This is a genomic window from Pseudomonas sp. NFACC41-3 (assembly GCF_900109505.1).
GTDB classification, from domain to species: Bacteria; Pseudomonadota; Gammaproteobacteria; order Pseudomonadales; family Pseudomonadaceae; genus Aquipseudomonas; species Aquipseudomonas chlororaphis.
Genome location: NZ_FOAE01000005.1, coordinates 272,486 through 287,426 on the forward strand (window position 1 = coordinate 272,486; position 14,941 = coordinate 287,426).

General features: G+C 61.6%; 13 protein-coding genes and 1 tRNA gene. 8 read left to right on the forward strand and 6 right to left on the reverse strand.

Annotation, left to right across the window (positions count from 1 at the left end):
* Positions 1–49 precede the first annotated feature (49 nt).
* On the reverse strand, positions 50–949 hold the full coding sequence (locus BMY68_RS22795; RefSeq protein ID WP_085534199.1) for a bestrophin family protein: 900 nt from the start codon (positions 947–949) through the stop codon (positions 50–52).
* Between the two features lie 39 nt (positions 950–988).
* On the reverse strand, positions 989–1,987 hold the full coding sequence (gene moaA / locus BMY68_RS22800) for a GTP 3',8-cyclase MoaA (protein ID WP_085534197.1): 999 nt from the start codon (positions 1,985–1,987) through the stop codon (positions 989–991).
* A 445-nt stretch (positions 1,988–2,432) separates the two neighbouring features.
* On the opposite strand from moaA, the gene BMY68_RS22805 reads away from it, so the two are divergent.
* The 5 genes from BMY68_RS22805 to BMY68_RS22820 all read left to right on the forward strand — a co-directional run bounded on the left by BMY68_RS22805 (position 2,433) and on the right by BMY68_RS22820 (position 7,628).
* Positions 2,433–4,757: an FdhF/YdeP family oxidoreductase gene (locus tag BMY68_RS22805; protein WP_009044523.1), complete on the forward strand. Its 2,325-nt coding sequence runs from the start codon at positions 2,433–2,435 to the stop codon at positions 4,755–4,757.
* A gap of 127 nt (positions 4,758–4,884) precedes the next feature.
* Positions 4,885–6,306 carry a cytochrome ubiquinol oxidase subunit I gene (locus tag BMY68_RS22810; RefSeq protein ID WP_085534195.1) on the forward strand — a complete coding sequence of 474 codons (1,422 nt, stop codon included), beginning with the start codon at positions 4,885–4,887 and terminating at the stop codon, positions 6,304–6,306.
* Positions 6,307–6,321: 15 nt separating this feature from the next.
* Positions 6,322–7,338: a cytochrome d ubiquinol oxidase subunit II gene (cydB, locus tag BMY68_RS22815; protein WP_053261802.1), complete on the forward strand. Its 1,017-nt coding sequence runs from the start codon at positions 6,322–6,324 to the stop codon at positions 7,336–7,338.
* Positions 7,325–7,480, forward strand: a complete 156-nt coding sequence (locus tag BMY68_RS29935) for a hypothetical protein (RefSeq protein WP_009044526.1) — start codon at positions 7,325–7,327, stop codon at positions 7,478–7,480. Before cydB ends, BMY68_RS29935 begins: the two co-directional genes overlap by 14 nt.
* Positions 7,467–7,628, forward strand: coding sequence for a DUF2474 domain-containing protein (locus BMY68_RS22820; RefSeq protein WP_085534193.1), 162 nt, complete (start codon positions 7,467–7,469; stop codon positions 7,626–7,628). Before BMY68_RS29935 ends, BMY68_RS22820 begins: the two co-directional genes overlap by 14 nt.
* 125 nt (positions 7,629–7,753) lie before the next feature.
* On the opposite strand, the gene BMY68_RS22825 is transcribed toward BMY68_RS22820, so the two are convergent.
* The 3 genes from BMY68_RS22825 to BMY68_RS22835 form a co-directional block, all read right to left on the reverse strand.
* Complete coding sequence (locus BMY68_RS22825; protein WP_085534192.1) at positions 7,754–8,707, reverse strand: Dyp-type peroxidase; 954 nt, start codon at positions 8,705–8,707, stop codon at positions 7,754–7,756.
* Positions 8,708–8,846: 139 nt separating this feature from the next.
* Positions 8,847–11,120, reverse strand: coding sequence for an FdhF/YdeP family oxidoreductase (locus BMY68_RS22830; RefSeq protein WP_085534190.1), 2,274 nt, complete (start codon positions 11,118–11,120; stop codon positions 8,847–8,849).
* Between the two features lie 332 nt (positions 11,121–11,452).
* Positions 11,453–12,349, reverse strand: coding sequence for a DMT family transporter (locus tag BMY68_RS22835; protein WP_085534424.1), 897 nt, complete (start codon positions 12,347–12,349; stop codon positions 11,453–11,455).
* A 132-nt stretch (positions 12,350–12,481) separates the two neighbouring features.
* Between BMY68_RS22835 and BMY68_RS22840 the strand changes: the two genes are divergently transcribed.
* Together BMY68_RS22840 and BMY68_RS22845 are read left to right on the forward strand one after the other, a co-directional pair.
* Positions 12,482–12,919 carry an Lrp/AsnC family transcriptional regulator gene (locus BMY68_RS22840; RefSeq protein WP_009044531.1) on the forward strand — a complete coding sequence of 146 codons (438 nt, stop codon included), beginning with the start codon at positions 12,482–12,484 and terminating at the stop codon, positions 12,917–12,919.
* 82 nt (positions 12,920–13,001) lie between these two features.
* On the forward strand, positions 13,002–13,331 hold the full coding sequence (locus BMY68_RS22845) for a YceK/YidQ family lipoprotein (protein WP_085534188.1): 330 nt from the start codon (positions 13,002–13,004) through the stop codon (positions 13,329–13,331).
* Positions 13,332–13,454: 123 nt separating this feature from the next.
* Here the strand turns inward: BMY68_RS22845 and BMY68_RS22850 are convergent, their stop codons facing one another.
* Positions 13,455–14,126 carry a Bax inhibitor-1/YccA family protein gene (locus BMY68_RS22850; protein ID WP_007929309.1) on the reverse strand — a complete coding sequence of 224 codons (672 nt, stop codon included), beginning with the start codon at positions 14,124–14,126 and terminating at the stop codon, positions 13,455–13,457.
* A gap of 123 nt (positions 14,127–14,249) precedes the next feature.
* On the opposite strand from BMY68_RS22850, the gene BMY68_RS22855 reads away from it, so the two are divergent.
* Positions 14,250–14,337, forward strand: a tRNA-Ser gene (locus BMY68_RS22855).
* Positions 14,338–14,941 lie beyond the last annotated feature (604 nt).

A 14,941-nucleotide genomic window follows, 5' to 3' on the forward strand; every position in this document is an offset into this window, starting at 1 on the left:
GGTTGAGTGATGTGGCCCGGGGGAACCGGGGCGAATGCATGGGCGTCGGTCAGCTCAGCACGAAGTCCACCGGTTGCAGCACCGGCGGCAGCTGGGTCGCCCCCAGGGCATCGAGCACCTCCCGCTCGATGGTGCGCACCAGGGCATTGGTCGGCAGGTCGTTCTCGTCCCGGCCGAAGGGGTCTTCCAGCTCGTCGCCAATGGCGTCCAGGCCGAAGAACGTATAACTGACGATGGCCGTGAAGATCGGCGTCAGCCAGCCCAGGGGCTCGGCCATGGCAAAGGGCAGCAGGATGCAGAACATGTAGCTGGTGCGGTGCAGCAACAGCGTGTAGGGAAAAGGCAATGGCGTGCCCTTGATCCGCTCGCAGACGGTCTGGGCGTTGGTCAGGCTGCTCAGGTGATTGGCCATCAGCGTGTAGCGCCATTCGCTGATCGCCCCCGACTCGGCCAGGGTCGAACACTGTTGGCCGACGTGGCGCAGGATGCTGTCCGGCACGTTGGGCGCCTGGGCCGGCGGCAACTGGCTCAGCCAGGTGCCCGCCGCGCTCGACTCGTCTTCCTGGCGCAGCCTGGCGTTGAGCGCATGGGCGAAGCCACAGAGGTCGCGCAGGATCTTGCCGCGCTGCCGCGAATCCTTGATCGCCTGGGTTTCGCGGATCATCGAACGCACCTCCGTCACCAGCGTGCCCAGGGCCTTGCGTGCTTCATACCAGCGGTCGTAGCAGGCGTTGTTGCGAAAGCTCATGAAGATCGACAGCGACAGGCCCAACAGGGTGAACGGCGTGGCATTGACCCTGGAGAAATAGGTCGGGTACAGGGTCTCGATAAACACGATCGCCGAGGCCAGCAGGGTCACCAGCAGGCTGCGCAGGGCGATGCGCTTGGCAATCGAGCCCTTGAGGGAGATCAGCACATTGATCAGGTTGGGTTTGGATCTGACGATCATCGCTAGACAGCCTTTTTGCAGAGGGGAAAACCGCGCGGGCTAGCCGCCGGTCATGTTCATGAACCGCACCACTTGCACCTCGTCATTGAGTGCGAAGTTGTGGCGGTACGGCTTGATTTTCATCGCCTCGATGATTGCCCGCTCCAGGCGCTGCGGCTCGCCCGGATGGCTGCGCAGCACCTGCTTCAAATCGACCGAATGCTCGTTGCCCAGGCACAGCAGGAGGCGGCCCTCGACGGTCAGCCGCACCCGGTTGCAGGTGGCGCAGAAGTTGTGGCTGTGGGGCGAGATGAACCCCAGGCGAATCTCCGGCGCCTCGGCCAGGCGCCAGTAACGCGACGGCCCCTGGGTCGATTCGGTGGAGTCGATCAGGGTGTAGCGCTCGGCGATGCGCTCGCGCACCTGGGCGCTGGAAAAGAACGCATCGGCGCGGCTGTGTTCGCTGATCACCCCCAGGGGCATCTCTTCGATAAAGGAGATGTCCAGCCCACGGTCGATGGCAAAGCCCACCAGGTCGTTGATCTCATGATCGTTGCGCCCTTTCATTACCACGCAGTTGAGCTTGGTGTGCTGGAAACCGGCGGCGTTCGCCGCATCGATGCCGGCAATCACCTGGGCCAGGTCGCCGGTGCGGGTCAGCTCGCGAAAACGCGTGGCATCGAGGCTGTCGATGCTGATGTTCAGGCGCTTGAGCCCGGCCTCGAACAAGGGCGCCGCCAGCTTGCCCAGCTGCGAGCCATTGGTGGTCATGCACAGCTCGCGCAGCCCCGGCAGCGCGGCGATGCGCCGGCACAGCTCGACGACGCCCGGGCGGATCAAGGGTTCGCCCCCGGTCAGGCGAATTTTCCGGGTGCCCAGGGCGACGAAACTTTGCGCCAGCTGATAGAGCTCCTCCAGGGTCAGGATGCGTTGCCGCGGCAGGAACTGCATATCTTCGGCCATGCAATACACACAACGAAAGTCGCAGCGATCAGTCACCGACATTCGCAGATAGTCGACTCGCCTGGAAAAACCATCCTGCAGGATTCGATCTGACATTACCGCCTCCGTCAGCACTTCAGGTGTATCGACCCGAATGCTGTTATTGGAAGGCCACCGTTATAGAAGGCCTTGTTTGAGGCAAGACTAAGGACATTTCAAACCACCGTCTAATTGCTATTAACAACCGGTTGATCGATAGGATTTATCAGAAGAAAAATCATCCCATTCCGCCCCAAATTAAGTATTTATTTTATTGATTAGTATAGATTTTTTCCTTGATAGAGCATTTCGATCATCCGGTCATTATTTGCGATTAGACAGGCACTTTATAAGCGGCTTAGGCTTGACCCCGCAGTCCTGAAGCAATCCGCGAAGTGCATAAAACCGTGCGGCCTGTAATTAACAGCCACTTAAAGTTGGTTATTTATGCACACAAGAAAACAGTCATTAACAATGACTCGGCATTAGGCGCAGCCTACGTGCAATGTCCTGGAGAAGTATCATGAGCGAAGTTGAACGCTATAAACCGTACAAGGGGGCGGCGGCCGGTTGGGGCGCATTGATTGCCGTGACCAGGAACTGGTTGGGCAGCGAAAACGCTTTCAAGAATATTCGCACCATGCTCAAGACCAACCAGAACGGCGGCTTCGACTGCCCGGGCTGCGCCTGGGGCGAGTCGCCGGAAAACGGCATGGTCAAGTTCTGCGAGAACGGCGCCAAGGCGGTCAACTGGGAAGCCACCGGGCGCCTGGTCAACCCGGCCTTCTTCAACAAATACACGGTGTCGGCACTGGCGGCGCAAAGCGACTACTGGCTCGAATACCAGGGCCGCCTGACCCACCCGATGCGTTACGACGCCAGCCTGGATCGCTACGTCGAAACCAGCTGGGACGATGCCTTCGCCCTGATCGCCAGGCACCTGAACGGGCTGGAGTCGCCCGACCAGGCCGAGTTCTATACCTCGGGCCGGGCCAGCAACGAGGCCGCCTACCTCTACCAGCTGTTCGTGCGCGCCTACGGCACCAACAACTTCCCCGACTGCTCGAACATGTGCCACGAGGCCAGCGGCCTGGGCATGGACGACAGTGTCGGCGTGGGCAAGGGCACGGTGACCTTCGAGGACCTGGGGGAAGCCGACGCGATTTTTGTCATCGGCCAGAACCCTGGTACCAACCACCCACGGATGCTCGAACCGCTGCGTGAAGCGGTGAAACGCGGTGCCCAGGTGATCTGTTTCAACCCGCTGAAAGAGCGTGGCCTGGAACGCTTCCAGCACCCGCAGCATCCGCTGGAGATGCTCACCAACGGCTCCGAGCCCACCTCCTCCGCCTACTTCCGCCCGGCCCTGGGCGGCGACATGGCGGCCATGCGCGGCATCGCCAAGTTCCTCTGGCAGTGGGAACGCGAAGCCCTGGCCAACAACGGCGAGGCGGTATTCGACCGCGCCTTCATCGCCGAGCACACCTCGGGCCTGGACGCCTACCTGGCCGAAGTCGACGCCACCAGTTGGGAGCACATCCTCGAACAGTCCGGGCTGTCCCTGGAGGACATCGAGCTGGCCGCGCGCATGTACCGCAAGGCCAAGCGGGTGATCATGTGCTGGGCCATGGGCGTGACCCAGCACACCCACTCGGTGCTGACCGTGCAGGAAGTGGTCAACGTGCAACTGCTGCGCGGCAATATCGGCCGTCCGGGCGCCGGGCTGTCGCCGGTGCGCGGCCACAGTAACGTGCAGGGCGACCGCACCATGGGCATCAACGAACTGGCCCCCACCGAGTTGCTCGATGCCCTGGAAGCGCGTTTTGCCTTCAAGGCGCCGCGCAAGCACGGGCACAACACGGTGATGGCGATCGCCGCCATGGAAGAAGGTCGGGCCAAGGTGTTCATCGGCCTGGGGGGCAACTTCGCCCAGGCCACCCCCGACAGCCCGCGCACCCACGCCGCGCTGCGCAACTGCGAGCTGACCGTGCACATCGCCACCAAGCTCAACCGCAGCCACCTGGTCACCGGCCGCGAGGCGCTGATCCTGCCGTGCCTGGGGCGCACCGATATCGACCTGCAAGCCCAGGGCCCGCAAGGCGTCACCGTGGAAGACACCTTCAGCATGGTGCACATCTCCCACGGCCAGCTGAAACCCAAGTCGCCGCTGATGCGTTCGGAACCGGCGATCATCGCCGGGATCGCCAACGCCACCCTCGGCAGCCACCCCATCGACTGGCTCTGGGTGATCGAGGACTACAGCCGCATCCGCAACCTGATCGCCGACACCATTCCCGGCTTCAAGGACTTCAACAAGAAGCTGCTGCACCCGGGTGGTTTCCACCTGGGTAACGACGCCGCCCAGCGCATCTGGAAAACCGCCACCGGCAAGGCCCAGTTCACCCCCGGCGTATTGCCGGAACACCTGGTGAGCCAGGGCGTGCGCGACCTGGGCGTGAAGCCGGAGCTGATCCTGCAGACCATGCGTTCCCACGATCAGTACAACACCACCCTGTATGGCCTGGACGATCGTTATCGCGGGGTCTACGGCATGCGCGACGTGGTCTTCGTCAACGAGCAGGACATTCGCAAGCTGGGTTACGAGCCGGGGCAGAAGGTCGACATGATCTCGCTGTGGGGCGACGGTCGCGAGCGCCGGGTGAGCGGCTTCACCCTGATCGCCTACGACATTCCCGCCGGCCAGGCCGCCGCCTACTACCCGGAAACCAACCCTCTGGTGCCGCTGGAAAGCTACGGCGACCGCACCTTCACCCCAACCTCGAAGTTCATCGCGATTCGCCTTGAACCGGCGCCGGTCAGCAACCTGATCCAGTCCTCCGTCGATTGAACCTGCCCGGGGCGGCGCGCGTCGCCCCGGCCCTTTCGAAGCCTGCATTGCCGTTGACCGCGAGCCGCGAGGCTCACGCGGTCGGCCGGGCCGTGCATACGTATCGAGCCACTCTGAGGGTATCGTCATGCCAAACCTGGAAGCGCTTGACCTCGCGCGAATTCAATTCGCGTTCACGGTCTCGTTCCACATCATATTTCCCGCCATCACCATCGGGCTGGCCAGCTTCCTGGCAGTGCTCGAAGGCCTCTGGCTGAAAAGCAATAACTCGGTCTACAAGGACCTGTATCACTTCTGGTCGAAAATCTTTGCCGTCAACTTCGGCATGGGGGTGGTCTCCGGGCTGGTCATGGCCTATGAGTTCGGCACCAACTGGAGTCGCTTCTCGGACTTCGCCGGGAGCATTACCGGGCCCCTGCTGACCTATGAAGTGCTGACCGCATTTTTCCTCGAGGCCGGTTTCCTCGGGGTGATGCTGTTCGGCTGGAACCGGGTCGGCCGTGGGCTGCACTTCTTCTCCACGGTCATGGTGGCGATCGGCACGCTGATCTCGACCTTCTGGATCCTCGCCTCCAACAGCTGGATGCAGACGCCACAGGGCTTTTCCATTGTCGATGGGCGGATCGTGCCGATGGACTGGCTGGCCATCGTGTTCAACCCGTCGTTCCCGTTCCGCCTGGCGCACATGGCGATCGCCGCGTTCGTCGCCACGGCGTTTTTTGTCGGCTCGTCCGCGGCCTGGCACCTGCTGCGCAAGAACGACACGCCACAAGTGCGCAAGATGCTGTCGATGGCGATGTGGATGGCCCTGATCGTGGCGCCGATCCAGGCAGTAGTCGGCGATGCCCATGGCCTGAACACCCTGGAACATCAGCCGGCGAAAATCGCCGCCATCGAAGGCCACTGGGAAAACATCGGCAACGAACCGACGCCGCTGGTGCTGTTCGGCATCCCCGACATGGACGCCGAGAAGACCGGTTATGCGCTCGAAGTGCCTTACCTGGGCAGCCTGATCCTGACCCACAGCCTGGACAAGCAGATCCCGGCGCTCAAGAACTTCCCGAAAGAGGACCGGCCGAACGCGACCATCATCTTCTTCAGCTTCCGGATCATGGCCGGGCTGGGCATGTTGATGATCCTCACCGGCCTGCTCGGCCTGGCCTTGCGCCGCAACGGCGCGCTGTACCGCAACCGGCTGTTCCTGCGCCTGGTGCTGTGCATGGGCCCGACCGGCCTGATCGCCATGCTGGCCGGCTGGATCACCACCGAGGTCGGCCGCCAGCCGTGGGTGGTGTACGGCTTGCAGCGCACCGCCGATGCGGCGTCGAACCACTCGGTCAGCCAGTTGAGCATCTCGCTCGCGCTGTTCGTGCTGATCTACTTCTCGGTGTTCACCGTGGGCATCGCCTACATGATGAAGCTGGTCCGCAAAGGCCCGCAGCCGCATCACGATCATCCGCCACAAGGCGGCCCCGGCCAGGACCGCACGCCGCGCCGGCCGCTGTCCGCGGTCACCGAGACCTTCGCGTCCGGCAACCCCGCCAACTGAACAAGGAGCTTGCCCATGGGCATTCAAGGTATAGATCTGTCGTTGATCTGGGGCGTGATCATCGCTTTCGGGGTGATGATGTACGTCATCATGGATGGCTTCGACCTGGGACTGGGGATCCTCTTCCCGCTCATCCCGGACGCGCAGGAGCGCGATGTGATGATGAACACCGTGGCGCCGGTCTGGGACGGTAACGAAACCTGGCTGATCCTCGGTGGCGCGGCGCTGTACGGGGCCTTCCCGCTGGCCTATTCGGTGATTCTGGAGGCCCTGTACCTGCCGCTGATTTTCATGCTGGCCGGCTTGATCTTCCGCGGCGTGGCCTTTGAGTTCCGCTTCAAGGCCAGCCCGGAAAAACGCCATATCTGGGACATGGCGTTCATCGGTGGCTCGCTGCTGGCGACCTTCTGCCAGGGCATCGTGATTGGCAGCTATATCGCCGGGATCCCGGTGGTCGATCGCCAGTTCGCCGGCGGCAACCTGGACTGGCTGGCGCCGTTCCCGCTGTTCTGCGGCCTGGGCCTGATCGTCGCCTACGCACTGCTGGGCAGCACCTGGCTGCTGGTCAAGACCGAAGGCATGCTCGAATCGCGCATGCGCCACTACACCCGGCCGCTGGCGTTCGTGCTGATGGCGGTGGTCGCGGTGCTCTGTGTGTGGACGCCCATGCTGCACCCGGAGATCGCCAGCCGCTGGTTCACCCACGCGCATATCGTGGTCTTCGGCGCGCTTGTGGTTCTCGCGCTGCTGGCGCTGTTCGGGCTGCTGCGCACCTTGCGCCAGCATCACTCGCACTGGCCGTTCGTGTTCACCCTGGCGCTGGTATTCCTGGGTTACATCGGCCTGGCCTTCAGCATCTGGCCGAACATCGTGCCGCCTTCCATCAGCCTGTGGCAGGCCGCATCGCCCCCGTCCAGCCAGCTGTTCATCCTGATCGGCACCCTGTTCATCCTGCCGATCATCCTGATGTACACCTGCTGGAGCTACTACGTGTTCCGCGGCAAAGTGAGGATCGGCGATGGTTACCATTGACAGCGAAACCCTTCGAACCACTACCAGGCAGAGGCCTTTCTACCAGCAGGTGGCGCAGCTGAGCCTGCTGTTCCTCGGCGGGCTGGTGATGCTGGCCGCCGCCACCGCACTGATGATGGAGTTGGCTTATGGAACGCTCTGAGGTATCGACCACGGGCAGCCCGAGCGCCCCCTGGTATCGGCGGCTGGCATGGCTGGTGGGCATCTGGCTGGGCAGTGTGCTGGCCCTGGGTGCGGTGGCCGGCCTGTTGCGGCTGATGATGCACATGGCCGGCATGAGCACTCACTGATTGCTGATCGCCCCGGTAAAGGCCCGGCGCCTTTTCCGGTGCGCGGTCCCGGCAACCATTGAATAGCATCCGCCAGATGCAACGAGCCCGCGAGGCCCTCACCTCGCGGGCTCTTTGCATTCGGATCAGGGCTGGCGTTCGGCCAACGCTTCCAGCAGATCGGCGGAAGGCACGAAGAACAGGCCGCCGGTCACCGCCGTGCTGAAATCCAGCAAGCGGTCATAGTTGCCCGCCGGCCGGCCGACAAACATGTTTTCCAGCATCTGCTCGATAGGCTCCGGCGAGCGCGCGTAACCGATGAAATAGGTGCCGAACTCCCCCGCCCCCGGCCGGCCGAACGGCATGTTGTCGCGCAGGATCTTCACCTCCTCGCCGTCCTTGGTGATGGTGGTCAAGGCACTGTGGGAAGAGGTCGGCTTGACGGCATCGTCGAGTTCGATATCGGACAGCTTCTTGCGCCCGATGATACGTTCCTGCGCCTCGACCGACAGCTCGTTCCAGGCGTTCATGTTGTGCAGGTACTTCTGCACCAGCACATAACTGCCGCCGCTGAACGCCGGGTCTTCATCGCCGACCAGGGTGAACTCGATGGCCTTGCGCCCGACCGGGTTTTCCGTGCCATCGACAAAACCGATGATGCTGCGCATGTCGAAATAGCGGAAACCCTGCACCTCGTCGACCACCGAGATCGCATCGCCCAATGCCCCGATCAGTTGCGTCGCCAGTTCGAAGCACAGGTCCATCTGGTCCGCACGAATGTGCAGCAGGATGTCACCGGGAGTCGCCACAGCCCGGCGCTCTTGCGGGCCGAACTCGCGAAAGGCGTGCAGCGAGGCCGGGCGCGGACCGCCAAACAGCCGGTCCCAGGCCGCCGAAGCAAAACCGCAGACGCACGACAGGCTACCCGCGGGCACCCGCTTGCCGACCGAACGGGTGAGGCCCGCCACATCCTCGCACCAGCCCCGCACCTTGGCGGCGGCGTCACGGCCGGGGGCCAGGGTGGCGACGATAAAGATCGCGCTGCTGGTAATCGGGTTACAGACGGATTGCGGTTCAGGAATATCGTTGGACATGGGCATGAGCACTCGGCGGAACGGGAAAGACCGCAGAGTAGCAAATAATCGCGGCGCTGCAGTCCGGCAGCGAGCCTCGCGCTCATGAAAGCCCACCGATGAAAAAAGGGGCGCCCCATGCGCCCCCTTCCCTGGATCGCCAGGGTCAGTTCAGCGTCGAACGCACAATCCGTACCGGAACCGATTTGTAGGACGGCGTCCCGCTATCCACGTCGATGTAATCCAGCGGCACCAGCTGGTTGGCTTCGGGGTAATAGGCCGCGACCGAGCCCGGGGAAATCTTGTATTCGATCGCGGTGATTTTCTCGTAGCGCAGCTTGCGCCCCTGGGTGACCGTCTCGATATCCACCAGGTCGCCATGGGCCAGGCCACGGGCATCCAGGTCCGCCTGATTGATGAACAGCACATCGCGCCGACCGAATACCCCGCGATAACGATCGTCCATGGCATAGATGGTGGTGTTGTACTGGTCATGGCTGCGAATAGTGATCAGGCGCAGGACGTCCGCGCCATCGACCACCTTGTCTTCATGCAGCCCGGGAAAGACAAAGAATTCGGCCTTGCCCGAGGGCGTGAGCCATATGCGCTCGGTGGGCGGCAGCGGCATGCGGAACCCGCCCGGCACGCGGATGCGCTGGTTGAACGCCTCGAAGCCGGGCACCGTTTTCTCAATCAGGTCGCGGATCTTGTCGTAGTCGGCGACCAGTTCCTGCCAGGGCACCTTGCTGCCTGGCAGCGTGGCCCGGGCAATGCCGGCCACTATCGCCGGTTCCGAGCGCAGGAACTCGGATGCCGGGGTCAGCTTGCCGGCCGATGCGTGGACCATCGACATCGAATCCTCGACGGTGATCGACTGGCGCATCCCGTCCTGTACGTCCAATTCGGTGCGACCCAGGCAGGGAAACAGATAGGACTCCTTAGCGACCAGCAGATGGGAGCGATTAAGCTTGGTGCCGATATGCACGCTCAGGTCGAGCTTGCCCATGGCCGGAAAACACTGGCCCGGATCGGGCAAGGCGACGGCAAAATTACCTCCCAGGCAAATCAGCGCCTTGGCCGTGCCCGCGATCATCGCCTGCATGGCTTTTACCGAATCGTGGCCGTGGGCCGCTGGCGGCTTGAAGCCGAATACTTTCTCCAGCCTGTCGAGAAATGCCTTCGACGGTTTCTCGGTAATGCCCACGGTCCGGTTGCCCTGGACATTGGAATGGCCGCGCAACGGGCAAATACCCGCGCCAGGCTTGCCAAAGTTACCGCGCAACATCAGCAGGTCACAGATCAGCCGGACATTGGCCGTGCCTTCGTTGTGCTGGGTGATGCCCATGCCGTAGGTGACGATGGTGGCGTTGGATTTTGCGTAAGCGGCGGCGACCTTTTCCAGCTCGGCCTGCTGCAGGCCGCTGGCCTGTTCTATATCGGGCCAGGCCGTGGCGTGCAGATCGGCGACCAGCTCGTCGAAACCCTGGGTGTGCTGGGCGATGAAGTCATGGTCGAGGACTTCGCCCACCGTCCGCTCCAGCTCCAGCAGCGCCTTCATGATCCCCTTGATCGCCGCCGCGTCGCCTCCGGCTTTTACCTGGAAGTAGGACGAGGCGATCCGGGTGGAGCCGTAAGTCGCCATTTCAACCATGTTCTGCGGATCGGCAAAGCGCTCGAGCGCGCGTTCGCGCAGGGGGTTGAAGACCATGATCGGCACCTTGCGCCGCGAGGCCTCGTGCAGCGTGCCCATCATGCGTGGGTGGTTGGTGCCGGGGTTGTGGCCGATGGAGATGATCAGTTCGCAGGTATCGAAGTCGTCCAGCGACACCGTGCCTTTGCCGATACCAATGGATCGCGGCAACCCGACGCTGGTCGGTTCGTGGCACATGTTGGAACAATCGGGAAAGTTGTTGCTGCCGTATTCCCGGATGAACAGCTGGTACAGATAGGCCGCTTCATTGGAGGCCCTGCCAGAGGTATAGAACTCGACCTGCTCCGGTGGCAGCCCCCGGAGTATCTCGCCTATTCGCGCGAACGCCGCCTCCCATTCGATCGGCTGGTAGGTGTCGCTGGCACGGTCATATACCAGGGGATGGGTGATACGCCCCAGGTCCTCCAGCTCGTAATCGCTGCGGTGCAATAACGAGGCGACCGGATGATTGGCGAAGAAGTCCGGGGTGACCCGCTTGTTGGTCGCCTCCCAGGTCACCGCCTTGGCGCCGTTTTCACAGAACTGGAAGGTGGATTTGTGCTCCTTGTCGGGCCAGGCGCAGCCCGGGCAGTCGAAGCCATCAGGCTGGTTGGTGCGCATCAGGGTGATGGGCGCCTTCAGCGTATCCATCTGCTCTCTAACCGCTGTCGCGGTGGCCTTGAGCGCCCCCCAGCCGCCAGCGGGGCCGTCGTAGTTACGAACACCGGGTACCTTGCGTCGAGTCGTCATGATCGCTCCCCATACGCCCCTGCCCTGTAGACAAGAAGCATTGGTTGCCTGGGATCCGCCGCCATGGCGGCATTCGGTAACGACCTACCGACCCGAATCGGGGGGCGGTAGATGTCACACCTGAACAGCAAAAAAGACACGCAACCCAGAACCGGGTTTGAGGACTTGAAACCTTTGAATCAACGACGAAGGGTTGCGCTTGAATCTTTCACCCTGAGTTAAAACCTTAGTGGTGCGTCCCCGCCTGTCAAGGCAATAAATAGCTGGCAAATCGGGTAGTTACTTATCATTCGTATTAATTCGGCGACCAGTCACTCACCGGTACCCAATGCTCACTGCGCCGCCACCCGACGGCGCAAGCCCAGGCTCCAGCCCTGCTGCATGCCAGCGGCCGCCAGCAGGATAGCGATCACGCCGATCCATTGCAGCAGCTCCAGGCGATGGCCGAAGGCGAACCAGTCGACGAAGATCGCCGCGATCGGGTAGATGAACGACAGTGCGCCGGTCAGTGCGGTCGGCAGTTTCTGGATCGCGCCGTACAGCAGCACATACATCACCCCGGTGTGGACGATGCCCAGGGTCAGCAGGCTGGCCCAGGCGCCGGGCGCCGCGGGCAGCGCCGAGAAGTTGGCCCAGGGCGCCAGCAGCAACACCCCGGTGCAGACCTGGATCAACGCGATCAGGTGCGGCGGCGTGCCGGTCAGGCGCTTGATCAAGAGCGCGGCGAAGGCATACAGCAGGGCCGCCCCCAGCGCCAGGGCGATTCCCAGCAGATAGTCATTGCCCGCCGCGCCCTGCTCGCCATGGGCGCTGACGATGGCCAGCATTCCGGCGAAGGAAATGCTCAGCCAGAACAGTTTCTGCGCGGTGATTTTCTCGCCGAGGAACAGCGCCGCCAGCCCCACCAGCATGAACGGCTGGACGTTGTAGACCGCGGTGCCGATGGCGATCGAGGCCCGGGAATAGGAGGCGAACAGCAGCACCCAGTTGCCGACGATGGCGACACCGCTGAGCACGGCGAGGAGAAAGGTGGTGCGCGTCAGGATGCCGGGGCGCAGAAAGCCGAAGCCGGCACAGATCAGCAGCAGGGTCGCGGCACCGAACACACAGCGCCAGAACACCACGTCCAGCACCGGCTGCCCGGACACCAGCACGAACCAGCCGATGGTCCCGGAAATCAACATGGCGGCGGTCATTTCCAGTGAGCCGCGGCGTAACAATTTGTCCATGATCATTCTCCTCAACAAGAGCCAAAAGTATGACAATCGGCTCCTGTCCCGCTCAAGACTCAACGGCAGGCTAAAATCGGCTTACACCTTTTTTATCAAGGTATTTCTTAGGTTTTACCTAATGAGGTTGGCATGATCGACGAAATTGACCAGGCGCTGATCAGCGCCCTGATGGAAGATTCACGCCGTTCGCTCAAGGCCCTGGCGCAGATCAGCGGGCTGTCCTCGCCCAGCGTCGCCGAACGCCTGCGACGCCTGGAAGAGCGTGGTGTGCTCAAGGCCTATACCGTCGAAGTAGACCCGAAGTTCTTCGGCTATCAATTGCAGGCCATCGTGCGCATCCGGCCGCTGCCGGGGAAACTCCAGGAAGTCGAACGACAGATCCTGGCCATCCCCGAGTTCACCGAATGCGACAAGGTCACGGGCGAGGACTGCTTTATCGCCCGCCTGCATGTACGCGACATGGAGCAACTGGACAGCCTGCTCGACCACCTCAACAGCTGCGCGGAAACCAACACCGCGATCGTCAAGAAAAGCCCGGTGAAACGGCGGTTGCCGCCGATGGCGTAATGCCTGGGCTCACACACGGCGTTTGCCCCTGGCACCCAAAAACTGGCTAGACTCAGGACCTCATCGACGAAGGATTCGCACCGTGAAAACCTCTTTTCTGTTGCTGGCGGCATTGATGCTCTCAGGTTGTGGAACCATCGATACCGTCTTCAGGGAGGATGCGGTGGCCAGCGAGAAACTCAAGGAGCGAAAAACCTACTGCGGTGGCGTCCCGCGTATCTACAGTGGCGTGACTTATGATTTCTGCAGCCTGCATGCCCCTGAGCCAGAGAACGGCACAACTCATACCGGCCCGGCCTCGAACCAGGCCATGCTGCTCGACATGGCCGTCTCAGGTGTGCTCGACACCTTGCTGCTGCCCTACACCATCTATCAGCAACAAACCGATGGCAGCCTGATCATTGCCGAATAGCGTCCCTGGATGGCAGCAAACTCTGCGGGCACTACCACGATCCGTCTTGCCCCTGGCCGAGCGACCAGATCGCAGACAACAAAAAGCCCGCCGAAGCGGGCTTTTCTGTTTCAAGGCTGACGATCAGTCGTCGCGGCCCATGATGCCGAACAGCTGCAACAGGCTGACGAACAGGTTGTAGATCGATACATACAGGCTGATGGTCGCCATGATGTAGTTACGCTCGCCGCCATGAATGATGGCGCTGGTCTGGTACAGGATGCACACCGAGGAGAACAGCACGAAGCCTGCGCTGATCGCCAGTTGCAGGCCGCTGATCTGGAAGAACAGGCTGGCCAGCGTCGCGCCCAGCAGGACGAAGAAACCGGCGGTGATGAAACCACCGAGGAAGCTCATGTCCTTGCGGGAGATCAGCACGTAGGCCGACAGGCCACCAAATACCAGGGCGGTCATCGCAAAGGCCGAGCTGACCACTTCAGCGCCGCCCTGCATGCCCAGGTAACGGTTGAGGATCGGGCCGAGCAGGAAGCCCATGAAACCGGTCAGGGCAAACGCCGACACCAGGCCCCAGGCCGAATCACGGAGTTTGTTGGTGAGGAAGAACAGACCGTAGAAACCGATCAGCACCACGAAAATGTTCGGGTAACCGACCCGCATCTGCTGGGCCACATAAGCCATCACGCCGCTGAAGGCGAGAGTGAGAGCGAGTAGGCCGTAGGTGTTGCGCAGGACGCGGCTAACTTCTAGCTGCTCGGCCTGCACGCTGTTATTAACTGCGTAATCCTGTTCGCGCATGGCGACACTCCTGTTGGTTTGAAACGTTCAGTGGCAAAGATCATAACAGACGCTCTGCAACAAGCTATGTACAGAGTTTGACAGTGTGTTTCATTCAGGTATTATGGCGCCCGCGACAAAAACGGAGGTGTGGCCGAGTGGTTTAAGGCAACGGTCTTGAAAACCGTCGACTGTAACAGGTCCATGAGTTCGAATCCCATCGCCTCCGCCATCTTTATACGACAAAGCCCTGATTATTCAGGGCTTTGTCGTTTCTGCGGCACACGATTTCTGCTGCAACATTTCTCTATCGTTTCCGCATCTTTTCGCTCATTTCCGCAACCCCTACCCTACGACACCACCCCTCCGACTAATTCCATCGGCTGCACCAAAGCGTGACGAAATAGATCCTAGGGTGTTTCGATAGGCCGCTTTCGGCCGATTCTGTTGAAAAAGTCAGTCATGGTTTGCGCAGCAGAAAAGTGCGCGTCCGAGATGGAAATCTTCACTTTCGGCAGAGGCCTCCGGCCTCCAGAGGCAGATTTCACGTAGCCGCGTGTAGAAAAGCGTTTTCACCGTTCAATGATCAGGCCGTTTCGAGTGACCGACTTTTTCAACAGAATCCGCCACAAGCTGCCATTCACTTAAGTAAATCGTAGCGATATCGCAAAACAATACCTCCGGACTTTGATTTATTGAATTCGGTGGCGCCGTCCCGAACTCGCGGAGCGCGAGTTCGGAGTCTTCCAAATCGCCACGGATAGCGACGAGCTTCAGACAGGCGCAGAGATAAAACAGAGACCCTCTTGTGGAGAGTGCACCGACAGCAAGGTGCC